The sequence below is a fragment of the Spiroplasma floricola 23-6 genome (assembly GCF_002813555.1).
GTDB classification, from domain to species: Bacteria; Bacillota_I; Bacilli_A; order Mycoplasmatales; family Mycoplasmataceae; genus Spiroplasma_A; species Spiroplasma_A floricola.
Map to the genome: position 1 here is coordinate 447,136 of NZ_CP025057.1, position 25,692 is coordinate 472,827.

At 23.3% G+C, this 25,692-nt stretch carries 26 protein-coding genes and 1 tRNA gene; 24 read left to right on the plus strand and 3 right to left on the minus strand.

What is annotated here, in order from left to right:
• The first annotated feature begins 4 nt into the window (after nt 1-4).
• On the plus strand, nt 5-1,873 hold the full coding sequence (gene infB / locus SFLOR_RS02090; protein ID WP_100916443.1) for a translation initiation factor IF-2: 1,869 nt from the start codon (nt 5-7) through the stop codon (nt 1,871-1,873).
• Nucleotides 1,874-1,875: 2 nt separating this feature from the next.
• Nucleotides 1,876-2,220 carry a 30S ribosome-binding factor RbfA gene (gene rbfA / locus SFLOR_RS02095; protein WP_100916444.1) on the plus strand — a complete coding sequence of 115 codons (345 nt, stop codon included), beginning with the start codon at nt 1,876-1,878 and terminating at the stop codon, nt 2,218-2,220.
• Between the two features lie 27 nt (nt 2,221-2,247).
• Here rbfA and SFLOR_RS02100 read toward each other — a convergent pair whose 3' ends face one another.
• A complete protein-coding gene (locus tag SFLOR_RS02100; protein WP_157806925.1) occupies nt 2,248-2,766 on the minus strand; it encodes a hypothetical protein in 519 nt (172 codons plus the stop codon).
• Between the two features lie 259 nt (nt 2,767-3,025).
• On the opposite strand from SFLOR_RS02100, the gene SFLOR_RS02105 reads away from it, so the two are divergent.
• From SFLOR_RS02105 to SFLOR_RS02115, 3 genes are read left to right on the plus strand one after another with little or no spacing between them, the layout of a single operon-like run.
• Nucleotides 3,026-3,739 carry an RsmE family RNA methyltransferase gene (locus tag SFLOR_RS02105; protein ID WP_100916446.1) on the plus strand — a complete coding sequence of 238 codons (714 nt, stop codon included), beginning with the start codon at nt 3,026-3,028 and terminating at the stop codon, nt 3,737-3,739.
• 3 nt (nt 3,740-3,742) lie between these two features.
• Nucleotides 3,743-4,918 carry a hypothetical protein gene (locus SFLOR_RS02110; protein ID WP_100916447.1) on the plus strand — a complete coding sequence of 392 codons (1,176 nt, stop codon included), beginning with the start codon at nt 3,743-3,745 and terminating at the stop codon, nt 4,916-4,918.
• Between the two features lie 7 nt (nt 4,919-4,925).
• The gene (locus tag SFLOR_RS02115) at nt 4,926-6,260 is read left to right on the plus strand and encodes a hypothetical protein (protein WP_100916448.1); all 1,335 of its coding nucleotides are present in this window, start codon (nt 4,926-4,928) and stop codon (nt 6,258-6,260) included.
• On the opposite strand, the gene SFLOR_RS02120 is transcribed toward SFLOR_RS02115, so the two are convergent.
• Nucleotides 6,257-6,790 (minus strand): hypothetical protein, encoded by a 534-nt coding sequence (locus SFLOR_RS02120; RefSeq protein WP_100916449.1) that lies wholly within the window; start codon nt 6,788-6,790, stop codon nt 6,257-6,259. The genes SFLOR_RS02115 and SFLOR_RS02120 overlap by 4 nt on opposite strands.
• Nucleotides 6,791-6,904: 114 nt before the next feature.
• Between SFLOR_RS02120 and truB the strand changes: the two genes are divergently transcribed.
• From truB to SFLOR_RS02160, 8 genes are all read left to right on the plus strand, one after another.
• Nucleotides 6,905-7,828, plus strand: a complete 924-nt coding sequence (truB, locus tag SFLOR_RS02125; protein WP_211282857.1) for a tRNA pseudouridine(55) synthase TruB — start codon at nt 6,905-6,907, stop codon at nt 7,826-7,828.
• Entirely contained in the window at nt 7,821-8,558 is a 738-nt protein-coding gene (locus SFLOR_RS02130) for a nucleotidyl transferase family protein (RefSeq protein ID WP_100916451.1), read from the plus strand. Before truB ends, SFLOR_RS02130 begins: the two co-directional genes overlap by 8 nt.
• 121 nt (nt 8,559-8,679) lie before the next feature.
• Nucleotides 8,680-8,946, plus strand: a complete 267-nt coding sequence (gene rpsO / locus SFLOR_RS02135) for a 30S ribosomal protein S15 (protein ID WP_100916452.1) — start codon at nt 8,680-8,682, stop codon at nt 8,944-8,946.
• Between the two features lie 143 nt (nt 8,947-9,089).
• Nucleotides 9,090-9,674, plus strand: a complete 585-nt coding sequence (locus tag SFLOR_RS02140; RefSeq protein ID WP_100916453.1) for a hypothetical protein — start codon at nt 9,090-9,092, stop codon at nt 9,672-9,674.
• Nucleotides 9,675-9,875: 201 nt separating this feature from the next.
• A complete protein-coding gene (gene miaA / locus SFLOR_RS02145; protein ID WP_100916454.1) occupies nt 9,876-10,799 on the plus strand; it encodes a tRNA (adenosine(37)-N6)-dimethylallyltransferase MiaA in 924 nt (307 codons plus the stop codon).
• Between the two features lie 35 nt (nt 10,800-10,834).
• Nucleotides 10,835-11,587 (plus strand): MurR/RpiR family transcriptional regulator, encoded by a 753-nt coding sequence (locus SFLOR_RS02150; protein ID WP_100916455.1) that lies wholly within the window; start codon nt 10,835-10,837, stop codon nt 11,585-11,587.
• An 88-nt stretch (nt 11,588-11,675) separates the two neighbouring features.
• Nucleotides 11,676-11,749 (plus strand) — tRNA-Gly (locus tag SFLOR_RS02155).
• A 72-nt stretch (nt 11,750-11,821) separates the two neighbouring features.
• Nucleotides 11,822-12,526 carry a DxFTY motif-containing membrane protein gene (locus SFLOR_RS02160; RefSeq protein WP_100916456.1) on the plus strand — a complete coding sequence of 235 codons (705 nt, stop codon included), beginning with the start codon at nt 11,822-11,824 and terminating at the stop codon, nt 12,524-12,526.
• Here SFLOR_RS02160 and SFLOR_RS02165 read toward each other — a convergent pair.
• On the minus strand, nt 12,523-13,314 hold the full coding sequence (locus SFLOR_RS02165) for a phosphotransferase family protein (RefSeq protein ID WP_100916457.1): 792 nt from the start codon (nt 13,312-13,314) through the stop codon (nt 12,523-12,525). The two genes, SFLOR_RS02160 and SFLOR_RS02165, sit on opposite strands and share 4 nt — an antisense overlap.
• A 63-nt stretch (nt 13,315-13,377) precedes the next feature.
• Between SFLOR_RS02165 and SFLOR_RS02170 the strand changes: the two genes are divergently transcribed.
• The 11 genes from SFLOR_RS02170 to SFLOR_RS02220 all read left to right on the plus strand — a co-directional run bounded on the left by SFLOR_RS02170 (nt 13,378) and on the right by SFLOR_RS02220 (nt 25,689).
• Nucleotides 13,378-13,749: a non-canonical purine NTP pyrophosphatase gene (locus tag SFLOR_RS02170; RefSeq protein ID WP_100916458.1), complete on the plus strand. Its 372-nt coding sequence runs from the start codon at nt 13,378-13,380 to the stop codon at nt 13,747-13,749.
• Nucleotides 13,656-13,982, plus strand: coding sequence for a non-canonical purine NTP pyrophosphatase (locus SFLOR_RS06155; RefSeq protein WP_157806926.1), 327 nt, complete (start codon nt 13,656-13,658; stop codon nt 13,980-13,982). Before SFLOR_RS02170 ends, SFLOR_RS06155 begins: the two co-directional genes overlap by 94 nt.
• 5 nt (nt 13,983-13,987) lie before the next feature.
• The gene (locus SFLOR_RS02180) at nt 13,988-14,512 is read left to right on the plus strand and encodes a TrmH family RNA methyltransferase (RefSeq protein WP_169919217.1); all 525 of its coding nucleotides are present in this window, start codon (nt 13,988-13,990) and stop codon (nt 14,510-14,512) included.
• Nucleotides 14,513-14,552: 40 nt separating this feature from the next.
• On the plus strand, nt 14,553-15,920 hold the full coding sequence (locus SFLOR_RS02185) for a DEAD/DEAH box helicase (protein WP_100916461.1): 1,368 nt from the start codon (nt 14,553-14,555) through the stop codon (nt 15,918-15,920).
• 97 nt (nt 15,921-16,017) lie between these two features.
• Complete coding sequence (locus SFLOR_RS02190; protein ID WP_100916462.1) at nt 16,018-17,898, plus strand: lipoprotein; 1,881 nt, start codon at nt 16,018-16,020, stop codon at nt 17,896-17,898.
• Between the two features lie 2 nt (nt 17,899-17,900).
• Nucleotides 17,901-19,637 (plus strand): ABC transporter permease, encoded by a 1,737-nt coding sequence (locus tag SFLOR_RS02195; protein ID WP_100916463.1) that lies wholly within the window; start codon nt 17,901-17,903, stop codon nt 19,635-19,637.
• Nucleotides 19,638-19,651: 14 nt separating this feature from the next.
• Nucleotides 19,652-20,590, plus strand: a complete 939-nt coding sequence (locus SFLOR_RS02200; RefSeq protein WP_100916464.1) for an ABC transporter ATP-binding protein — start codon at nt 19,652-19,654, stop codon at nt 20,588-20,590.
• A 507-nt stretch (nt 20,591-21,097) separates the two neighbouring features.
• Nucleotides 21,098-22,642 (plus strand): AAA family ATPase, encoded by a 1,545-nt coding sequence (locus SFLOR_RS02205; RefSeq protein ID WP_100916465.1) that lies wholly within the window; start codon nt 21,098-21,100, stop codon nt 22,640-22,642.
• A 23-nt stretch (nt 22,643-22,665) separates the two neighbouring features.
• Entirely contained in the window at nt 22,666-24,330 is a 1,665-nt protein-coding gene (locus SFLOR_RS02210; protein ID WP_100916466.1) for a vWA domain-containing protein, read from the plus strand.
• A gap of 15 nt (nt 24,331-24,345) precedes the next feature.
• Nucleotides 24,346-24,708: a hypothetical protein gene (locus SFLOR_RS02215; RefSeq protein WP_100916467.1), complete on the plus strand. Its 363-nt coding sequence runs from the start codon at nt 24,346-24,348 to the stop codon at nt 24,706-24,708.
• A gap of 180 nt (nt 24,709-24,888) precedes the next feature.
• Complete coding sequence (locus SFLOR_RS02220) at nt 24,889-25,689, plus strand: hypothetical protein (RefSeq protein ID WP_157806927.1); 801 nt, start codon at nt 24,889-24,891, stop codon at nt 25,687-25,689.
• The last annotated feature ends 3 nt before the right edge of the window (nt 25,690-25,692 follow it).

Genomic DNA, 25,692 nt, shown 5'->3' on the forward strand with positions numbered 1-25,692 from the left:
AGTTATGGCAAAAAAAATTAAAGCAGATAGTAATAACAATAAAATACAAGCCAAAAACAAATCCAAAGCACATAGTGCTAATTTAAAAAATCAATTAAAACAAACGACTGAAACAGGGTTGATTGATGGAGTTTTTGTTTACACAGAACCATTATCTATAGCAGATTTTGCTAAAAAATTAAATAAAGGTCCTGCAGAAATTGTAAAGTGATTTTTCATAAATGGCTCAATGGTGACACAAAATCAAATTCTTTCAGAAGAACAAATGGGGGAATTGTGTATAGAGTTTGGTTATGACTTTAAAAAAGAAACATCAGTTACAAAAGAAAATATTTTTGAAACTTTTAATGAAAAAGATGATCCAAAGGATTTAAAAGAAAAACCCCCAATTGTTACAATTATGGGACATGTTGATCATGGTAAAACTACTTTATTAGATTCAATAAGAAATGCAAATGTTACAGATGGTGAATTTGGTGGGATCACTCAACATATTGGAGCTTATCAAACAACAATTAAAAATAATAAAATAACTTTTATTGATACTCCTGGTCACGAAGCATTTACAGAAATGAGAGCAAGAGGAAGTGAAGTAACAGATATTGTAATTTTAGTTGTTGCAGCAGATGATGGAGTTATGCCTCAAACAGAAGAAGCTATTGACCATGCAAAAGCAGCAGATGTGCCAATTATAGTATTTGTAAACAAAACAGATAAACCTGGAGCAGATCCAAGTAAAGTAAAAATGGAATTAATGAATTATGGTATTGTAGCAGAAGAGTATGGTGGAGATATTCCATTTATTGAAGGTTCTGCAAAATCAAAAATTGGTTTAGATAACTTATTAGAAACAATTTTATTGATCTCAGAACTTAAAGATCTAAAAGCAAATCCTAATAAATTTGCTCGTGGAACAGTTATTGAAGCAAAACTAGACAAAAATAGAGGTCCAATATCTACAATTCTTGTTCAAGAAGGAACTTTAAGAATGAGAGATATACTTATTGCTGGGGGAACTTTTGGGACTGTTAAAGATTTAGAAAATGAAAATAAAACTAAATTAAAAGAAGTTTTACCAGGACAGCCAGCTGTTGTTATAGGTTTAAATGAAGTTCCAAAAGCAGGAGATAAATTTATTGTTGTTGTTGAAGAAAAAATGGCAAGAGATATTGCTAAAGCTCAATTTGAAAAGCAACAAAATGAAGCAAGACAAAAAAATCAAACATTTACTTTAGATTCAATTAAACATAAAATTGAGTCTGGTGAACTAAAATCAATTAATATTATTTTAAAAGCAGATACACAAGGAACTGTTGAAGCTGTTAGAAACTCAATGCTAAAAATTAATATTGAAGGTGTAAAAATTAATGTTATTAGAGCAACTGTGGGTGCAATTTCAATAAGTGATGTTACATTAGCGTTAGCATCTGATGCTTTAATTTATGGATTCAATGTTAGACCAACTGCACAAGTTAGACAAAAAGCAGAAGAGGATGGAGTTGATATAAGACTTCACAATATCATTTATAAATTAATTGAAGAAATTGCAGAAGCTGCAACAGGTATGCTTGATCCTGTTTTTGAAGAAAAATCACTTGGAGAAGCTGAAGTAAGACAATTATTTAAACATTCACAAGTGGGAACAATTGCAGGATGTAGAGTCATGAGTGGAGTAATACCGCGTGCTTCTAAAGTACATGTTTTACGTGATGGAATAGTTGTTTATACTGGAGAATTATCATCATTAAAAAATAAAAAAGATGATATTAAAGAAGCAAAAGAAGGCGCAGAGTGCGGACTTACAATTAAAAACTTTAATGATTTGAAAGAAAATGATATTATAGAAGCATATAGGATAGAAGAGGTGAAATAGTTATGGCAAAGGATATTAAAATTGAAAGAAATCAGTCAACTATTTTAAGAGAGTTAAATCTAATTTTACAAAGAGAATTTCCTGATTGTGAATATTTAAATTCATTAACAATTCATGAAGTAAGATTAACAAATGATATGAGTCATGCTAAAGTGTTTTATTCATTTTTGGATTCATCAGCAGACCAAAAAGCTGTTCAAGCTGAAATTAATGAAAATTTAAAAGAAATTAGAATGATTTTAGCAAGTAAAGTTGAAATGAGAAATGTTCCTGAATTAACATTTGAATATGATAAAACTTTAGAAAATGCTAATAAAATTGAAGAAATTTTAAAAGAAATTAAATAAAAAAATCTGCAAAATATGCAGATTTTTTTATTTAATTAGCAATTTTTCAGTTAATAATTGAATTCTATTAGTTGTGAGAGTGAATAAAACAATTGCAAATAAATCAAACACCATAAAGGCCAGTCAAGAATTTATAAATTGTATAAATCCGTATACTGTTCCAAATTCAATATACATTCTTATAAAACTTAGAAATGCTGAACTTAATGGTCCAAAAATAAATACTAAGAGTCCTGAGAATATAAGAGATAAATTTCTATTTAAAGAACGCTCTTTACTATAAACTCGAAAAATCTTATCGTACATTAATCAAAACAGTACTACTCAAATTGCTAATCCTATTCCAGATGTGAATCTAAATAATGGACTCATACCTCAGATTAGAAATTGTAGTAAACCATCTAACAAACCTATTATCATACCCCAGTATATACCTACCACTTGAAAGCTTATAGCAATAACAAAGTATTTTAAGACAAATCCCACGTTTACTCCAGTTATCACTAGAGGAATAATGACATTTATCATACTAACAGCTGTGGACATACTTAGTAACAAACTGACAAGAGTTATTTTTAGAGTCTCACTCTTAAACCTTGCGCGTTTGTTTGTTTTGTTAAGTTTGCTGATTTCATAGTCAATATCTATTTGATCAAAGTTAGTGATCAAATTAGATTCCTGACTATTCTCATCAGTTTTCTTCATCGGTTAATTTCTCCTTCTAAACAAACATTTGTGTAGAATTCAATATATATTCACCTCATCTAATATTATATTATAATATATAAAGAATTGGAGAATATTTATGAATAGTTTCTTTTTAAAAAAAATTAATTCTAATGTTTTTGAAATTGAAAATGAAGATTTTCATCACATCAAAAATGTAATAAAGTTAAAAATTAACGAACAAATTATATGTGTATATGAAAATCAAAAGTATTTATGTACTATTAGTGATATTTTAGAAAACTCATGTTTAGCTAAAATAATTTCAAAAATTAACTTCTCACAAAAAAAATATAAAGTAAATTTAATTATTGGTTTAATTCGAGAACAAAAATGAGATTTTGTTCTTCAAAAAGCCACTGAATTGGGAGTGGACACTATTATTCCTGTTGAGTTTAAAAGAAATGTAGTGAAAATTGATCCTAAAAAACAAGAAAGTAAAATTAATAGATGAGAGTCAATTTGTTCTAGTGCTGCAAAACAATCAAAAAGAAATAGTATTCCCGAAATAATGAATATAGTTAAAGATTTATCTCAGTTAACTAAATATAAAGCAGATTTAAATTTAGTTTGTTGAGAAGAGGAAAAAAATAATTTTATTAAAAATGAATTTAAAAAGAAATTTAAAACAGTAAATATAGTAATTGGCCCAGAAGGAGGAATATCCTCTGATGAGATAGTTAAACTAAAATCTATGGGATATATTATGGTTAATTTGGGTGATAATATAATGAGAGCAGAAACAGTTCCATTGTTTCTATTAAGTTGTCTAAATTATGAAAAAGAGGTTTAAATTATGAAAGAAAATTTTAGTAAAATGATTACATCTGATTTAAAAAAAATTAATAATCAAATTCAGACCAATTCCATTGATAAAGATTTAAAAATCTTTATTAATAAAAATATAAATTTTATTAAAAGAAAACTCAAAGATTTGGTTCAAATTAAAACCCATGGTTCATATGCTACAGGACAAATATATAAATTTGAAAAAATATTAAATATTGATTTATTAGCAGTTAAATATGTTAAAAATAGTACTTATAATCTATATGAAAATGAGATTGAAACAGAAAATCATATAGATAACTGTTTAATTTGTAAAACAAATGAAAAAATTTATAACATTCTTGTAGAACTTTATAACATTTCTGAGGATGTGAAAATTATATGAAATGAAAAGAAAACTATAAATTCTAGTTTAACAGAACCAACTATTTTTAAAGACTCATTAAAAATTGAATTTTACAAAGAAGAACAGTTAGGGTTTTCTATATTAATTAGAACTGTTATTAAACATAGTGAATATCCATTATTAATTTGTAGTAAAAAAATGTACAAAAGAAGTTTTACTTTAGAATATTTAAAAAAATTTAGAACCTTAAATAATCTTTTAATAAAAAAGCTTCAAATTCTATTTTATAATATATCAAAAAAATTTAGAAAAACTCTAACAAAAAAAGAGTTACTTATTTTAAAATTATTTATAATGTCAGATATTCAATATAGTTTGATAAAAAATATTAATCTACAAAAATGACTTGATTTCTCATTTAATTATTATTTTTTAAATAAAAAAAGTGTTGATAATATTTTGGATTCAAAAAACTTATATTATAAAAGACCTAAAAAGATATCAAAATTTTATAACTCCTTTAAACTGAAGAACTTAAAATGGGTTTTTGCTAAAAGTTATTCAAGTACAAAAGATTTTTTAAGTCAATATTTAGAATATTCAAAGAATTTTATTGCAAATAAAAGTGAATATCTAAAGGAAAATATCTATTTTTGATATGATTCTATTGCATATTTAAAAAATACAATAGGATCTTCAAATATTTCAATCAAAAAAGAAAATCAAAAATATGATAATTTAGATATTCAAATTTATTCAAAAACTATATATCCAACTGATAAAGAGAATGGATTATTCTTAATATTTTTACAATATTTTAATTTTGAAGTAGAATAGGATTATTATGAAATTAAATAAAGATATATGAAAATTTAATATTACTGTGAAAAAATTAACTTCTGAAAATAAAGAAATTTTTAAGAAAATAAATTTTTATTTTAATGAGCTAAAAACTCTATTTTCTGAAAATAGAATTTATTTAAAAAAAGTAGGGGATTTTTCATATAATTCTTATAAGGAAACACATAACAATTTCAATTTAGAAATTTGTGCCATAAAATTTATTACAAAATCAACATTTGATTTTAATAAATTTAATAATTTAATACTAGAAATTTCTAAAAAGTATAAAGAAATTCCTGAAATTCATATAAATAAAAACTATTTGAATTTAATTTTTAACTTTAGAAATAAAACTATAAATTTTAGAATTATTCCTATTAGTGCAAAAAAAACAAAAGAAAAATTAATTTGTAAGGTTAATAGAAATGGTAGAATTCAAGAAGATTTAATTTTAAATTTAACTTCAGATTTTAAAAATGCAAATAAACTAAGCTCTGGACTATTAATTTCATTAAAAAGAATTATAAATTACATAATGAATGGAGAATTTAATTATTCTTATGATATTGATTATCTATTATTAAGATGATTTTATGAATATATATCAAAAACATTAGAAAAATTCATTTTAAAAAAATATAATGAAAAAGAAATAGATTTAAATATTGAACAATTTATGAAAACTGAAAACTTTAGAAAATGAATTAAAAAAAATGTAAGCTTTTTAGATCTTACAAATTTTATCTTTTTAAAATTAGAATCAAAAAATACATATTATTTTAGTGAATTTGATTTCAAATATGAAGAAATATTTGAAGGAATATCTAGATATTCTATAAATACCAATTCAAATTTTAAACTACCTGTAAATTATTTATCAGAAATTAAACTATTTGATACAAATTTACTTGATCATAAAACTTATATTCAAAATAATCTATCTAATGAAAATGGCTTATCATTAGTATCGTGAGAAAAATTCAAAAATGAAAGACAAAGATACATAATATCTCCTGTAATAAAAACTGGAATTTCTAATTGACCAATGTTTCAAAAATGATTAACTGTGAAATCAAATGAACTATATGTAAAATTAAATTCAGATTTGAAATCAGAAATTAAAACTACAAAACAAAGAGAAGCAATGAGTGAATTAAATCAAATTGCAAATGAATGGTTGACCAAATATAGTTTAAAATTAAAATATTTGCAACCCTATTTTGATAAAAAATATCCATTTGTATCAAATTATAAAATTGAAGAATTAGTTTTATTAATTATCCAAACAATTGATAAAATTGATTCAAAGCAATGAATAATAAAAAATGATAATTAATAGTAATTATCATTATTGTATTTATTATTTAATAGAACATCAGTTCTCTTTTTAATGTAGTCTTTTTCAATTTTTCCAATTTCATGATATTTATCACGACTTGCTTTAATTCTTAATTTTTTAAGTTCTTCATCACAATAAACTCATGTTAGTCAAACTATATGGAAATGTCTTAAATATTTAATTTCTTTTTCACTGTACATTTCAAAACTTAATGCTTGAGCTTCTTTTTGAGCATAATCTATTCATTTTTGAGGATCAATATTTTCATTATATGCTTCTTTGGCAAGTGCTTGATATGATAATGCCTTTTTTACAATTATATCTTCTAAAGACTGAAGTGTATTTGCAATCTCTGTAACAACAGCTTGATCAAATTCATCATAAGATTTGAATTGATGTTTTGTTAAATAAAACATTTTAATGCTTAAATTACTTGCAGGATTAGCTCCACCACCTAAATTTTCTTTTTCTAAAATAATTTTAAATTCCGCTTCTATTTCTTTAACGAAATCTGATTTAATTCGCATAACTTCACCAATCTTCTCTCATAGTATTTATATTATAACACATTTTTTAAAAAAATTACTAGGTAAGAGTTAAAGCAGTTGTATAATATTATAAGCAAGAAACTGGAGGTTGTTATGATGGCAAATAAGTCAGGAATTTTCTTAATTAATAAACCACAAAACATAACATCAAATGACTTAATTCAAAAAATTAAAAAAAAATTAGGTATAGATAAAATAGGTCATGCAGGAACTTTAGATCCATTAGCAACGGGCTTAATGGTTATTTTAGTAAATCAAGCGACTAAGATTTCCAATTATCTTTTAAGCAGCGATAAAAGCTATGTTGTAACAATGAAGTTATTTGTTCAAACTGACTCACAAGATATTACTGGAAATATTGTTGAAGAAGAAACTTATAAAAAAATTTCAAAATCATTAGTTAAAGAAATTATAAAAAAATATAACGGATATATATATGATCAATATCCACCAGTGTATTCAGCTGTCAAAGTTGATGGTAAAAAACTATATGAATATGCAAGAAAAAATCAAGAAGTAGTTATAAAACCAAGAAAAGTTACGATAAAGGAATGCGAATTAATAGAATTCAATCAAAAACTTGGAACAATAAAGTTGAAAGTTAGATCAAGCAAAGGAACTTATATTAGAAGTTTAGTTTCTGATATTGCAAAAGATTTAGAAACTATTGCAACTGTTTCACAACTTGAACGAGTTAGTTCTGGAGGTTTTTTACTTGAAAATGCAAAAACTATTGAGGAAATTGAGTTCTCAGATTTAATTAATATGTATGATTCTTTAATGATAAATGAACATCCTATTGTTGAATACCATAGAGTAAGAGATATTAAGCAAGGAAAGACTATTACATTAACAGGAATTAATTATCCTATAGTTTTTATCATAGATGATCAAAAAACTGTTATTGCAATTTATAAACATATTGCACATGATCTATATAAATGTCAAAGGGGATTGTGAGATGAAATTCCTTTAGAACAATTAACAGAAGCTGAAAGGAACGGCTATTATGATTAAAATTAAAACATTTCTAAATAAGGAAGAGATGTTTGATTTTAATATTACCAATAATATAATATGTATTGGGTTTTTTGAAGGAATTCATAAAATGCATAAAAAAATTATTTTAGAGACTAAAAATATTTCAAAATTAGAAAAATCAACTTCATCAATAATTACTTTTTCAGAAAAAATATCAGATTTTCTTAATAAAAAGTCAAATAACTTTCAATCAAAAGAACATAAGTATAATTTAATTGAAAAGAAATATAATCCAGATTTTTTATTTGAAATTCAAGTAAATAATGAAATTATTAAAAAATCACCAGAAGAGTTTTGTGATTTTTTAAAAACTAAATTAAGTGTAAAGAAAATAGTTGTTGGTAGTGATTTTAGATTTGGCTTTAAAAATGAGGGAGATATAAATTTTCTTCAAAATTATTTTGGAAAATCAAATATTATAGTATTTGAAAGAGTTGTGGGAATTTCATCAACATTAATTAGAGAAAACATATCATTAGGAAATATTGATAAAGTCAAACAAATTTTAGGTGAGAATTTAACTGTTAGTTTAAAAAAAGTTGGAAAAAACAAGTATTTAATTCAAGATTTTAATATAACTTTAGCAAAAGGAGTATATTTAATTAAAATTCAAAAAGAGCTTCGAAAAGTTAAAATAATAGAAAATATAGTTCATTTTAATTATTTGAATGAGTTTTTAGAAATTGAAATTTTAGAAAAATTATAGTAATAGTAATTTTTTTTTGCTATAATTCTCTAGTATTGATGTTTTTACGTTGAAATGATTTACCCTAAATTATTTCTTTGTTTTAACAAATTCAATCAAGATTAAAAGGGGGATTTTAGACATGGTTTCTAAAACACAAATTGAAAATATAGTAAAAGAATATGGTTCAAATCAAAATGATACTGGTAAAGCAGAAGTTCAAATTGCAATTTTAACTAAAGATATTCAAAATTTAACTGAACATTTAAATATACATAAAAAAGATATTACTTCAAGAAGAAGTTTATTGAAAAAAGTGGCTCAAAGAAGACATTTATTGAACTTTTTATTTAAAAAAGATGTTGAAAGATACAAAACTATAATTGAAAAATTAAAAATTAGAAAATAAAATATAATTTTTAATTTTTTTAAGTTACATAAATATAAGTAGATAAGTTTTTAAAAATAATGTATAATAAAGGCATATTTTGATATAAAAAATAAATTTTTATCAAAATTTAATATTTTTTATTAGAAAGACGGTGTTACTACATGGCAACTGCAACAAAAAAACCAGCAGCTAAAAAAACTACTACTAAAAAACCAAATAAAACTGCTGTTAAAAAAGCTGCTTCAAATAAAAAAAGAGCAGAACACATTCAAACTAGAAAGAAACCTAGTGATCCAAAACCAGAAAGAATTATTAATAAAACTATCAAATTAACTGATGGTCAAGAAAAATTCATATGAGAAAAAGCAGATCCAGTTTCAGCAACAAATGCTTCTATTTATAGACAAGATGTAGCTGGAGCTATTTTGAGAGTTAGTGAACATGGACAAGCCTCAGAATTTGGTTGAGTTTTCAGTTTAATTGATCCAGAAGGAGAAACAGATGATGTAAATAACGTTGTTGCTATGCATTGAATGAATGCAAAAGTTAAACGTAAAGCATTAGAAAACTGAACAGCTGTAGTTACAGGTGGAAGAGATATAACAGGATTATTTAATCAGAAAAAAGAAGTTAAAATTCCTGGTATTCAATTAACAAAATCAAGAAAAACAGTTTTATTCCAATCATCAAGAGTGGAACCTAGAAAAGTTAATATTCAAATTAGAACAACAACTGGAAAAAAATAATAAAAAAACTCTATCTTATACATAGAGTTTTTTTATTATATAATAAATTTGTCCTTAGGGACACCAAGAATATTTGTTATTCTTTAAGTTTGCGTGAGATTTTAAAAACCGCTCAATAAATAAGTATTTCCTTTCTCATGCAATTTATAGCGGGTGGGAATATTTTTTTTTTTTTTTTGTTTATAGAAAGGTTGGAAAATTATGAATAAAATAATAGTAATAGTTGGACCAACCGCAAGTGGTAAAACAGACTTATCAATTAAATTAGCAAAAAAATTTAATGGAGAATGTATTAATTCAGATTCAACACAAATTTTTAAAGGAACAGATATAGCAACAAATAAGATAACAGAAGAAGAAATGCAAGGAATAAAACATCATTTAATTTCGATAAGAGAGGTCAATGAAAAATACTCAGTAGCAGACTTTCAAAAAGATGCTAGAGAAAAAATTGATGAAATATTGAAAAAAGGTAAGACTCCAATAATTGTTGGAGGAACTGGACTATATGTTAATGCTGTTTTAATGAACTACAATTTTGCAAATGAAGATCACATTGAGAATTTTGAAAAGAAGTATGATAATTTTTCAAATCAAGAGATTTGAAAAATTCTAAATTCAAAAGATAACAATGAAGCACAAAAAATTCATCCTAACAATAGAAATAGAGTAATTAGAGCATTAGAAATAATTGAAATTAATAAAGGTATTGAAAAAACAAAAATTATTAAAGATAATAAAAAATATTTTTACAATAATTTACTATTTATTGGATTATTTCCCCAAAGAGACAAATTATATAGTAAAATAAACAATAGGGTATTTATCTTGTCAAAAAAAGGACTTTTTAAAGAAATTGAAAATGCTTATAAAGCAAATAATTTCAATAAAAAAGCTCAAGCTCTTAAATGTATCGGGGGTCCAGAAATTATAAGATATCTTGAAAAAGAAATTACTTATGATGAATGTATAGAATTGATGCAGAAAAATAATAGGCATTATGCAAGAAGGCAATTAACTTGATTTAGAAATCAACTAGAAAATATCAAATGATTTGAACATGATTATGAAAATTATGATCAAATCACAGATGAAATAGTTGACTATATCGAACTAAATATTTAGTTTTTAAAATTAAATACAAGTTAGGAGACTTACTTATGTTATCTGTATACGAGCGTGTAGAGAACTTAATTAAGGACAATAAAAATACTACTTTTAAATTAATAGGAAAACAAATTCTTGCTGACTGATCAGTTGGAATTTTTAAAAGTCAAAATGAGATTAGTGAATCTTGTTTCGTATCTTTAGCAACAGTTACACAATTTGCAAAAGCATGTTTGTGTGAAGGTTATAAAGAACTTTCTATTAGATTAAAAGTTGAGTATGAAAATGTTATGCAAAATCAGGCAAAAAGTGTTATTGGAAATGAAACAGAACAAGTGGGAATGAGATCGGTCATTTGTCATTGAGTGAATGAAAATGAAAATTTTTTATTTGATTTAGCTAATAAAATTAATGAAAAAAGAAAAGTTTGAATTTGCCCATCATATCAATCAATGTATCCAGCTAAATTTTTAGAAGATGTGTTGATAAACATTGGAATTCAAACAAAAATAATTGATATGTCTGTTAACTTAGAAGTAGGAAAACATTTGGAATTTAATAATGAACTAATAATTATTTTACTAACAGGAAGAGATACTGAAACAGTTGTAATTGCTTTAGATTATCTTCTAAAAGGTAATAATGATATTTACATTATAACTACTCCAAGTAATATATCAGAACTTCCTCAAATAAGAGAATTAAAACATATGCTTGTAAATTTTCAAGATAATAACTTTTTTTATAAGTATAGATGTTATGCATTAATTACATTGTTCTTTGCATTAAGTGAAAAAATAAATTAAAAATATATAAATCTAAAAAAACAAAAAATGTTGTAAAAGTATTGACATCTGTAAAGCAATTATATATATTTATTAATGTAATTAATTTGCGGGTGTAGTTTAATGGTAGAACTTCAGCCTTCCAAGCTGACTGTGAGGGTTCGATTCCCTTCACCCGCTCCATTATGAAAATTCAAATCCCATATGGGATTTTTTTTATTTATAATTATAAATAGAATTTAAATAGGTGAGTAAATGAAAAATACTATTTTAAGAGATTTCAATGAGCAAAGAACTACTTTTTTTAGAAGTTTACTTTTTTTACTTATTGAATCAATATTGCCAGGTTTAACTATTTGACTAACTGTTGGATTTGATTTTAATTTTACATTAAACAATAAATTACCATCTCCAAATGTAGGTTATGTTGCATTGATTTGTACTATATATTTCATATATACATTTTTGTTAACTTATGTTTTTTATAAATTAAAATGACATGAAATAGATCATTTTACATTTGCTCCCTTAATTACTTTAGTTCTTATTTGTATTACTATGTTTGGCAGTTTCATGGGAAATAAAGGTTTGTGAATATTGGCAAAATTTATTTCTATATTATTAATTGTTGTTTTATTAACTCCTTTATTTGTATTTATAACAACTCTTGTTAGAAATAATGGACTTAAAAAAATTGAAGAGTTTGAAAAAGTATATGAAGCATATAAAAATGGTGAAATAATACCAAATAATAAACTTTTAAAAGCTCAAAGATATCAAGCATATTTAATAAAAAAACAAGCAAAAACTGAAGAACTTGAAAGATTTAAAATGGATCTTGATCAAAAAATAAAAGAAGAACTAGAAAATCAAGAAAGAAAATTAGAATTGAAAAAGCAAAAAATTATAAACAAACTGGATGAAAAAGAAAGAAAACAAAGAGAAAAACAGAAAGACTAATAGTTCTTTCTGTTTTTCAATCTATTTAATTTATTTTCATATATTGTTTTAAATTCTATATTATTTTGCTTTTCAAACATGAAATGAGCTCAAAAAGTTCATAATAAATCTTGATACTTAATCATTTTATTTAATGTATCTAATTCAATTGATGAAATTATTTTTTTTTCAATGCATTTATTTATAAAATATCTTATTAAATTCTCATCATCATTTAAAGTTTCAGTTATAAAACTTGCAAGATCAAAAAACTTATTATTCAACATTACATAATCATAATCAATAAAAATTAATTTATCTTTTTTTATTAAAATATTTCCTGGAACCAAATCGTTATGACTTAAAACTAAATTCAATTTATTAAATATTGATTCATATTGTTTTATTTCATTAATATAGTAATCATAAATTTCTAATTTATTTATTGTATTATTTTGAAAACTATTTAAAAAATTTATATATTCAAATTTTTTAATTTTATCTGAATTTATATTTAAATTATGCATTTCAATAATATTGTCAATAACCATATCTATTATTTTTTCATTTAATTTAACTTTCTCAAGTGACTTGTAATCTTTTAAAAAATTATATTGAGATATTAATTTATTTTTATGTCATCAGAAATTAATAGGCTTTAATAAACAATTTTGTTCTAGACTTTTTAATTGCTCTAAAAAATTGAATTCATTTTGTTTATCTAAATAAATATCATGAAAGGAAATAGATTCCTTTGTTAAAATATTATCTTTAACAGTAATATAATTTGTATATCCTTTAAATTCCATTTTATTCACCTCTTATTGCAATATTATTATAATATTAATTAGAACCTAAAAGGAGATAATTAAATGAAGGTTATATGATTTGCATCACAAAATGAAAATAAAATAAAAGAGGTTAAAGAAATGATTCCAGAAATGGAAGTTAAGTCTTTAAATGATCTAAATGATACTTTAGATATTCCTGAAAATGAACCAACTTTTGAAGAGAATGCAAGGTTTAAGGCAAAGACTTTATCAAAAATAGTTGATGGAATTATAATTGCAGATGACTCGGGATTAAGTATTTCAAATCTTAATAACTTTCCTGGAATTTATTCAGCACGTTGAGCAAATCCTGAAAAAGATTGAAATATTATAAATGAAATGCTTTTAGAAAAATTATTACAAAATGGACTTGTAAATGAAAAACAAAGAAAGGCATTTTTACATCTACTATAGTTTTTATTGATAAAGAGAAAGAAATTGAGAAAGTATTTACAGGAATTATTGATGGTACAATTGTATCTAAACAAATTGGAGAAAATGGTTTTGCCTATGATAAAATTTTTAAACCTGATAATTATGATAAAACTTTTGCACAAATGTCAAAAGAGGAGAAAAACTCAATCTCACATAGAAATATATCAATTGAAAAATTAAGAAATTATTTAAAAAATAATAATTATTTTTAAAGGAGTTAAATATGAGAAAAATTAATATAATTTTATTTGAACCAGAAATTGCAGATAATGTTGGAGCTATTATGAGAACTTGTGCTTTAACAAATTCAAAACTTCATTTAATTGAACCTTTTGGATTTATTTTTGATAAAAGAAACTTTGCAAGAAGTAGTGCAAATAATTTTGAAGGCTGTGAGTACTTTAGATATGATAACTGAGATCATTTTCTTGAATTAAATCAAAATCCTAATTTATTTTGTATGACAAGATATGGTAAAAAACCAATCAGTGATTTTGATTTTGCACAAATAAAAGATGAAATATTTATAATGTTTGGTAAGGAATCAACAGGAATTCCAAAAAGTATATTAAAAAATAATATAGAGAAATGTTTTAGAATACCAATGGTTGAAAGTGGAAGAAGCTTAAATATTGCAAATTCAATGGGAATTGCAAGTTATGAAGTTTTAAGACAATGAGATTATTTGAACTTATCAAAAGTTGAAGTTGAAAAGGGAGAAGACTATCTAGAAAGAGATTAATAAGTTATAATAAAACTTATATGTAAAGAGGAGGCGTACAATGAAATTTTCAGATTTTGGATTTAAAAAATTTATAAATGATGCATTAGAAGAAATAAGTTTTATTTATCCTACAAAGATTCAAGAAAAAGTTATTCCTCTTATAAAAAAACATAAGTCAGTAATAGCACAATCACATACAGGAACTGGAAAAACTCATTCTTTTTTATTGCCTATATTAAACAATATTAATTATGATGAAAACAATAAAATACAATGTCTAATTATTACTCCAACAAGAGAATTGGCTAGACAAATTTATGAAAATACTAAAGAACTTTTAAAATTCAATAATAAAGGAAATGTTGCTTTGTTTGTTGGTGGAGATGATATTGAAAAATCAATTCAAAATGTTAAAACAAAACAACCAACAATTGTTATAGGAACTCCCACAAGATTAAAAAAAATGTATGAAGAGGGTAATTTATTTATAACAACTGCAAAATATGTTGTTATTGATGAATGTGATATGATTTTTGATCTTGGTTTTATTGAAGAAGTAGATTTAATACTTTCAAAAATGAGCAAAGATGTTAATATATCTTTATTTTCTGCAACCATTAATAATGGTTTAAAACCTTTTTTGAAAAAGTATCTTTCAAACTCTATTTTTATTGAAAATATTGATTCTAATCCGACAAATAAAAATATAGAACATATTCTTATTTGAACAAAAAATAAAGAAAATAAAGATGTATTGAAAATAATAACAAATTCAATAAATCCCTATGTTTGTATGGTTTTCTTAAATAAGAAAGATCAAATAAAAGAAATAATAAGTTGATTAAATGAATTTGGAATTAAAAATGTAGGAGAAATACATGGTGATTTAGATTCAAGACAAAGAACAAATATGCAAAAAAGAATTCAAAGCGGAGAATTTAAATGGATTGTAGCTTCAGATGTTGCAGCTAGAGGTATTGATATTGATGGTGTAAGTCATATTATTTCAATTGATCTGCCAAAAGATCTTGATTACTATATTCATAGAAGTGGTAGAACAGGAAGAAACCAATATTCTGGTCAAAGTTATGTTTTATTTAACTCAACAAACCAACATCAAATTGATGAGTTAAAATCAAAGGGAATCTTATTTACAAACTTTAAACTTGTAAATAATCAATTACAAGAAGTAAATACAGTTAAAAAGAAAAAAGAATTTAATGCTGATTTACCAGTTAATATTGAAACTAAAAAAATTATTGATAAATATAAAGGTAAAAAAGTTAAACCAGGATATAAAAAACGAAGAAAAGCAGAGATTGATCAGATTAAAAAAGAAATTAGAAGAAAACATATTAAAGAATCAATTGCAAAAATAAAAAAGGATAAATATAAAAAACGTAGAGAAGAGCTATTTGAAAGTTAAAAAATAAAATATATTTTTAATTACATTAACTATATTGTTTTTTTGAAGAATTTTAACTATTATATAATTGTATTAAAACAAAAAAGGGGAAAAGTAAGTGAAAAAATTATTAAATTTATTAGGTGCTTTTGGACTTGTTGTTTCAACATCAACAGCAGTGATTGCATGTGGTACAAAACCAACAGAACCTGGAACTGGTTCAGATTCAGATTACTTAAAGTTAATTGAAGAATTCAAAAATGATTTGCAATTATTAACAGATAACTATTGAAAAGAAATTAATAGTAATTTTTTTGATATTACTAATAATAATGAAAGTTTATATACTTTTATAAATCAAAAAAATATTACTAATTTAGTAAAAGAAAATGGTGGTACATTAAAAGGTGATGTTTTAAGTGATGATAATAAAAAATATTTAATTTCTGATATTAATAAGATTTTAAATACTAAACAAATGGAAGATTACTATAATAACAATGTCAATAAAGAAAAATATGCTTTATTAATTGAAGATATAAATTTTTACACAGGTTTTGAACCAGATTGAAGTTCTTTAGAAATTAATTATACAGATGATGGATTAACTAATTTAAGAGAAAATAATTCAAGTTTTATGTCTTATATAAATTTAAATCTTAATTTAAAGTTTGTTTATAAGGATTCAAATAAGCAAGAAACTGAATATATTTTACCAAAAAGATTTATTTTCACATTAACATCAAATCAATTGTTAATAGATTCAATTAAAAACTTGGAAAAAAATATAGCTAATGATTATTATTTAAGTGGAGGCAAATATAGTTGAATTGATAAAGAAAAATATAATTTTTCTAATAAAGAAGATTTATCAAAAATTTTTAGTCCATCAAATGAAGATTTAAGAAGCATATATGAAAATGATGACAAAGGTTTTCAAATTGATATAATTAATTTTATGAAAGAGAATTATTTCAGAGATATAAATGGTGTTCCTTTAGAATTTCAAGGAAATATTATTTTTGATAAATTTTTAAGTCAAGACTCTGTTAAATCAAATTCAAGAAAAGATATGAGTTTAGCAAAGGCAGATGATTTAAAAACTTATAATACTATTTTTAGTAAAATGGAGAAAAATCAAAAAGCATTTTTATTTAATCAAGAAACAGATATAAATCAGGAAATGTATTCTTATTTAAAAGATGAATATTTAAAATTTTATGACTCATATAGTTCAAGAAATAAAAATAGTCTAGCTACTATAGAAAATAACTCAAATAAAAAATTATCTAGTGATAAGCAACAAGCTTTTGAAAACTCTATAGAAACTGGACAAGTTAAATTAAAAGGATTATCATTAAATGTCAGTTCAACATATGTTCATCCAATAAATGATTTATCAATATTTGTTTCATTTGCTGTTTCAAATAGTGAAACAAAAGAAAGCAGAAATGATTATAGAAAATCTGAATTATTTGGTGCTATGTATCATAATCTTCAATTAGGTATTAAAACATTTCAAGAAGTATTTGATATACAAGCTAGAAATGGAAACGATTCTAATTTACCAATAGCAAGATTTAGTGGTCGTGGAATATCTTCAAGTGGAGCATTAGATAATATATGAAATGGCATTAGAGTTAGTGGAAATCAATATTATACTAATCTTAATGAGAGTTTAAATTTAAGAAGCAGTTCTTTAGATAAACACAGAGATGTTTTATTAGAAACAGGTCATCAAAGTTTATATAATTGAACTATTAATGGATCTATTCCAGTAGGTAGCTCTGAAATAAAAAAAACAACTTGAACATATATGCAAGTAAATAATAGTGGAGTAATAATAAAGGGTTATTATTATGGTGGAGATGAAAGCATATTTTGAAATTTCCAACAAAATTTTATTAATATAAATTTTAAAATAGATGGTATTTGAAAACAAAGAAACTCTGTGATAATTGAAAAAACAAATAAAACTACACGTTCAAATGGAAATTAAGAATGATTTTATATAAATCAATTCCATTTAGGATATTATTATTATTTAATATTAAAAATATATTTAGCGAATTAGTATTTTTGATATTAAATTTTATTTTATTACTTGCTTCTAGTGCATTTGGTTTTATTTCAAGTTTTTATAATGATGGTTCTTCATTAGTTAAAGGTTTTAACTTCTATGTTTTATTTTATTTATCTTGTTTACTATTTATTTTAATTTTAAGAATGGTTCAATTTTTTTATCATAATAAAATTGAAGATAAAACTATATATATAACATTATCAAATCAAGTATCAAGAACAAAGTTATTTTTAACTCAATGATTTTTAATGTTATTAATTTGTTGAATTAATATGGCTATTGCTTTTATTTTAATTAATTTATTAAATTTCTCATTAAATGGATTCACACTTGATTATCTTTTGCTAAGAATAACAACTACATTTTTAATATATGGAATTTTGATAAGCTTTTTCTTAATTAATTTTATTATTTTTCTAATATTCATTTTTTCCTTACAAACTACAACAATTATATGTACATTAATTTTATCATTTGTTTTTATTTCTAATTTACCAGTGAATTTTCAAAAATCAAATGAAAAAAATATGACTATTAAATTTAGTAACAATCAATTACTAACTATTTCAGATTTGTATGAGGTCTTTGATTTTCAAAAATATGTAAATGATAATCATATTAAATATAATTTTTTATCTAAATATATTAATGATAATTTTTTGGAGTACAAATTTGATTTTAATAGTTTCAATTCTAGTGAACAAAATATTAACAATAGAATCAATGATATATGAAGTTCATTAGGAATAGTAAATAAAGATTCAATTGAAATTGAACAATCTGATTTAACAATACGATCTTTACCTAAAAATGATTCTAATATTCCTGATACTTGAAAAGCAGGAAATAGTGCTTCAATTAATTTAACTTTGAAAAATACTTTTATAACTTTTGATGAGTTAAAAAACCTAATTGAAACAGAACAAGATACTACTAAAAAACAAATTTTGCAAGATTTGTATAATTTTTCATTATATATAGAAGATCAATATTCAAATATGCAAGTTGAAAAAGCAAATTTATTTAATGAATTTATCTTTATTGATGATGAAAAAAGTATAATAAAAAATACAACTACTAATTCAGAAATAAAACTTGATAAAAAATATTTAATATCTCTCTATAACTACGAATTAAATGGTACTTATAAAGAGGATTTCACTTTAGGCAATAATTCTAATACATATGAACTTGTTAGAAATAAACTAAATTTTCCTCTAATGACATCTGTAAGAATTTTAGAGCAGTATTTTATTAAATATACTAGTAGATATATATTGGCAACAGAGAAATCAGTAATTCTTAATGAAGGTGATTGAGGAAAATATGAAAAATCAAGAAATAATCTTCAAATTTACTTATATTTAAACTTTTTTAATGGTATGTGAACAAATTATACTTATAATGCTGGTTTTTCATATAATGATTTTTGATTCTATTCCTACTCAGAATCAAAAATAGTATTTGAAGAACAAAAAAATTTATTTCTGGGTTATACGGAATATAAATTAAATTTAAATGAAAAAAATCAAATTTATGCAGACACATATAAAAAAAATGTTAAACCTTATTTATATGTAGTTATTTTATTTGCTTTCTCTATGTTCAATTTAATTTTTACAATTTTTAAATTTAAAAGAAAAGATTTGAGTTAAAAAGGAAGAAAAACATGATAAAAAATATAGAAGTAATAAATTACATCAAAAAGTTTAAAAAAAATAAAGTAGGAAAATTCTCGTTTCAAGTTACAGAAGGAAAAATTACTGCTTTACTTGGATCTAGTGGTAGTGGTAAAACAGTTCTTATTAATTCAATAATAGGATGTTATAAAAAATATAGTGGAAATATTTTAATTAACAATAAATCAATTAAAAAAGCAAATGGCTTTAAAGAAAATCAAAATATTGGTTTTTATACTCAAATTGATTTCTCATTACAAAATTTTACACTGAAAAAGTATTTAACCAATATGTCATTAATTATGGGAATTAAAAGAAAATATGTTAAGGAAAAAATTAATTATTGAATAGACTTTTTTGATTTAACAGATTCAAAAGATAAAAAAGTTAAAAATTTTTCATGAGGAATGAAAAATCGTGTAAATCTTATTTTATGTTTATTAAAAGAACCTAATATTTTAATTTTAGATGAACCTGGAGCTAACTTAGATTCATATTGAACAAATAAAATTAAAAACTTGTTAATTAAATATAAAAAAGAGGGTAAAACAATAATAATTACTGCCCACAATATTGATGAAATTGCTGAAATAATAGATAATTATTTAATTATAGATAATGGTGAATTAATTTTCCAAGGTTCTAAAGAAGAACTTAATGTTTTTTCTAAGTATAAAGTATTTTTAAAAAGTAACTTTGATGTTGTAAAATTTAGAGAATTTTTATTAACAAGAGAAATACAATCTTTCAGATATGATGAAGAAGAAAATTCATTAGTTATAGCTGTAAAAAATTATAAACAACTTAATTATTTATTTTTATATTTAATAAAAAATAATTTACTATTAAAAAACCTAATAAAATTGCCTATTAATATGGAATCAATTCATAAAGCTTTAGAATCTAAAAAGTTAGAAAATGAAGTTTAAGAAACTACTAATTTCTGAGATAGAATTTATAGATCTTATTTTGAAAAAAGATATTAGAATTGTAAAAATAAAAATTCTAGACTTTTAAACAAGAGTTTAGGTTTTTTTTTTTTTTTTTGAAAAAACTAAACAATAATAGTTATTAATATTTCTAAAAAACATTAATAAAATGTTAGATATAATCTATTTTAATATAATTACAGCAAAAATATATTATTTTTATTTAAAATAAAAAAAGAAATTTAAATAAAAATTACTGAAATAATAGATAATTATTTAATTATAGAGAAAAGAACTATCTGGAAAACATAATAAAATATGTTACTTTAATATGTTATCAACTATTAAAACTTTAAAAGAGTGATAAAAAATAAATAAAATAAATGAAAAATTTCAAGGAGTAGAATACTTAATTCTTTAGATAATAAAGTAATAAAATATTTTTTTTATTTTTATTTAAGCAATACTTAGTTATTGTTTTATAATTATAAGTAAATGAGGTACATTATGGACATTACACAAAGAATTAAAAAATTAATTTCAGCAATTTCATATCAAGTTTATGAAAAAGAAACAATATTTAGACTTGCTATGCTAGCTTTACTTGGAGAAGAGTCAATATTCTTATTAGGTAAACCAGGGATTGCTAAATCATTGATTTCACGTAGATTAAAATTTGCAATTAAAGGTGGATCAAATTTTGAGTATTTAATGAGTAAATTTTCAACACCAGAAGAAATATATGGACCAATTGATTTAAGATTACTTAAAGAAGGTAAATATGTTAGAGTTGTTGATGGATATTTGCCATCAGCAAATGTTGGTTTTTTAGATGAAATTTGAAAAGCTGGTCCAAGTATTCAAAATACATTACTTACAATTATTAATGAAAAAATCTTTAGAAATGGTGGAACAGATATAAAAGTTCCATTAAAACTTTTAATTTCAGCTTCAAATGAATTACCTACAGAAGGTGAAGGACTAGAAGCTTTATTTGACCGTTTTATTATTAGATATATTGCTGAAGGATTAAAAAATGAGGAAAACTTTGAACAATTACTTGATGGAGAATCATCTCTTGATGTTGTTGTTGATCCTCAACTGCAAATTTCACTTGAAGAATTAGAAATTTGAAAAAAACAATCTAAGCAAGTTAAAATTAGTAGAAAATCATTAGATTTTATTCATTATTTTAGAAAAAAAATAGTTAAAGATACTAACGGACAAGCATATATTTCAGATAGACGTTGAAAAAAAATTTCTGGTTTAATGAAAACTAGTGCATTTTATAATGGGCGAGCAGAAACAGATATAGCTGATTTATTTGTTATTCCTTATTGTATTTGAGATAATGAAGAACAAGAAAAGCAATATTTTAAAATTTTTTTCCAAGCATTTTTAGAACAATTTGGATTAGAATGAAGAAATGAAAAGAAAAATTTAATGAATCAAATTGATTCTATTAATTCTCAAATTGGACAAATTGAAGCACAATATCTAAGACTTACACCATATACAGATCCTTTTAGAGGAGCTTTAAGTGGTACTTACTACTTCATTAATTTTACTGATGGGGGAGACACTTACAAATATTGTTTTATTTCAGCAGGTGATTGAAATAAAATTAGAAATTTACCAAATGAAGAGTTTGAAATTGATTTACATTTTGGACCAAATTTAAATAAATATGCAGGAAGTCAAAAAACTCTTGTAAAAGCTTATAAATCAGATCAAATTTTATTTGTGAGAGAAAATAAAAAATATTTATTACAAAATGACAATCCTACGGAATTTAATGATAGAATGTCTAGCTTAGCAGATAAAATTATTGATTTAGAAAAAGAATATAAAGAAATTTCGGCAAAAATGTTTAAAGAATATAAAAAATATATGAACATGAATTGTATCTTTTTCGAAGAAATTTATAATGAAAAAATAGCTGAAGCTTTAGATACAAAAACTAAAAAGCAATTAGAAAAAGAAAAAGAAGTAGAAAATGTTGATGAATTAATTAGCGATATTGATAATTTAGAATTTAATATGGAACTGTAATTAATTAAAAGAAGGTGACTATTATGCAGTTTGATCTAGATAAACCAATAAGTGAAATCAAGCAAGAAATTGAGAAACTTAGAAGAAAAGATCTTCATAATAGTGAATTTCTTGCTTTTAAAAAACAACATGAATATGCAGCAGAACAATTGGATGACAAAATCAATAATTTTTATTCTGCTTCTAATTTATCAGTAATTAAACAAATTAAATTACCTGAACCCATAAGAAAAGAAGTTATTTATTATAATTATATTTCTGAAAAATTTGATGAAGTTAGTTTTGCACAAAATTTAAACTTAATTCAAAATAAACTTGATGAATTTGATTCGCCATTTGCAACTTACATCGATACAATGCGATGAAAAATTGAAAATGGCTATTTAGAGTTAAAAGATAGAGATTGATTAACAGAATTTTTTAAAACTTGAACTTTTATGTTAACTAAGAGGATTGTGGACTATAGAATGAAAGCAGTTGAAGATTTAAGATACAACTATTTAGTTGAAATTTATTCAATTGTTAAAAATTATGGTAAATATGCAAAAATTTATAATACTATGTATGATGTTTTTGGAAAGTTTGCAAATATTGAAGATGAACTTAGAAATCAAAACATTGAATCAATAGCTAGATTTGCAGAATTTTTATATAAAGATCCCTCTATATTGATGATTGCAGAAATGTTAGGTAGATTAAATGGTGAAGATGATTTAATGGAAATTAACATTACTGAACAAGTTGTTACTTATCCTACACAAACTAAATTGCCTTACAATCCAGAAGAAATTGTTGGTCTAACTGTTTCAAAAGATTTAGAGCGATTATTGCCAATGGAATTTGCAAATCTTTTTGATGAGGAATTAGAGATTATTTTTTATAAAAAATTTGTTGAAAGTCAATTGCAAACATTTTTATTTGAATCTAATGAAAATGTTATTGAACACGAAATTGAAGAAGTTGAATATGAAGCACCAATTCCATTAGAACAAGGTAAATTTATTATTTGTATAGACACATCAAGTTCTATGGAAGGTGCTGGAGAATATATTGCAAAAGCACTTTCAATTGCTGTTGCAAAAGTGGCTTTAAAAGAATATAGAGATTTAATCTTTGTTAATTTTGCAAACCAACATGTTGAAGAATTTACAATACAAGGAAGAAATGTAAATATTCAAAAAATGTTAGAGTTTTTATCTAAATCATTTTATGGTAAAACAAATGCTAAACCAGCATTTGAAAAAGTTATTGAAAAAATGCATTCAGAAGATTTTAAAAGAGCTGATTTATTATTTATATCAGATTTTATGATGAATTCACTTCCAAATTCAACTAGAGTTAAAATTGCAAATTTAAAAGATAATTACAATAGATTTCATTCACTTGTAGTTGGAACAATGCCAAATGTTGAAACTCAAGATGTATTTGATAATGTAATGTATTATGATCCAAATGATCCATTCGCAACAAATCAAATTGTTAAATCACTAAATGAAACTTTAAGAGATTTAAGAGAACTTAAAGAAGAAGAGGTTGCTTATCGTGATGAACAAATTAATAAATTAAATTCAATCAGAGATAAAAAACGTTTTAGAGAAATACACTTAGATAGTCCAAAATCAAAAAAATTAGAAAAACAAAAACAAAAATTAAAAGAACTTGAACAACAAAAAAAACAACAAGCATAGGTATAGGAGAAAAAAATGATAGTAAGAGAAAAATCTAATTTACTTGTAGTTTATCTAGAACAAGGTGAAGAACTAGAAGCACAAATTCAAAACATAATAAGAGAGTATAAACTAATTGATGCAAAAATATCTGGATATGGTTATTTAGGCAGAATGGAGTATGGAGTTCTTTCACAATCGGATCCATTCTTTTTAGCAAAAATCTTAAAAGAAGGTTTGTTAACTGTGACAGATATAAATGGAATGATTGATAATCGTGAACCTTCTATAATGATAAGTTCAGTTGATGATAAATTTGAACGTCATCAAGGAAGATTAATTAGTGGAAATGTTGTAAACTCTTTTAATATAATTTTAGAAATTTACAAAACTGAATAAAAGATTTTTCTTTTTTTTTAAAAATAGCAAAATAAAAAAAAGTATAGTAAAATTATTTGTAATTTAAAGGGGTAAATAAATGAAAAAAATTAAAAATAAAAGTCAAAAGTTGATTATCATTTTAATATTAACTTTTACGGGATTTTTCTTTTTTTATCAACATTAATGATAGTTCCAGGTATGGGAATAGAGTCGCTTACTTTTATTAATAGTGTTGAAAAACAAATCAAAAGAATTATGCCTAAAGGCAAATATGTATTTGATCCAAGTCATCCATTATATGAAGAGATGATGAATAATGTCATTAAAAATTCATTTAAAGCTGATGCAATTTCAACGATAAATTTTTATAATTCAAAAGATTATAAAGATCATTATGATGAATATATTAAATTTTCTGATGATTGATATCAGCAACATTGAGCCGAAAAAGTAGCAAATAAAGAAGAGATAGATCTTTATCATGTAGGTTTAAATTTTATAGAATTTGATAAAGCAATAGCAACAAAATATCATTCATTTGGATTTGTAAATACAGGAATACAGTGAATGTTTAAATCTAAAGGCCTTAAAGATATTTTTTCAAAAGATATTTATGAACTTTCACTTGAACAGCAAACTATTTGAAATCAAGAAGTTTATGATAAAGAAATGACTTATAAAGGTCCAGGATTAAATGGTGTTAAAGTTGATTGATCAATTGGAACAAACATTGTAAATAATAAAGTTTGATTTCTAAATACTCAAATTGATTCAATAAAGTTTGCATTACAATTAACTAATCCATTTATGGATCAAAATTTAGATAAAAATGAAGAAATAAAGTATGTAACAGTAGATTCATTAAAAGCACCTAACTTTACAGCAACTCTAATATTTTTAAGATTTGCAATAGTTTTATGGTTTTTTAATATAATTATTATTCCATTAGGAATAACTGCATTCTTCATCTTAAAGAAAAGATGAACAAATAAAGATTAATAA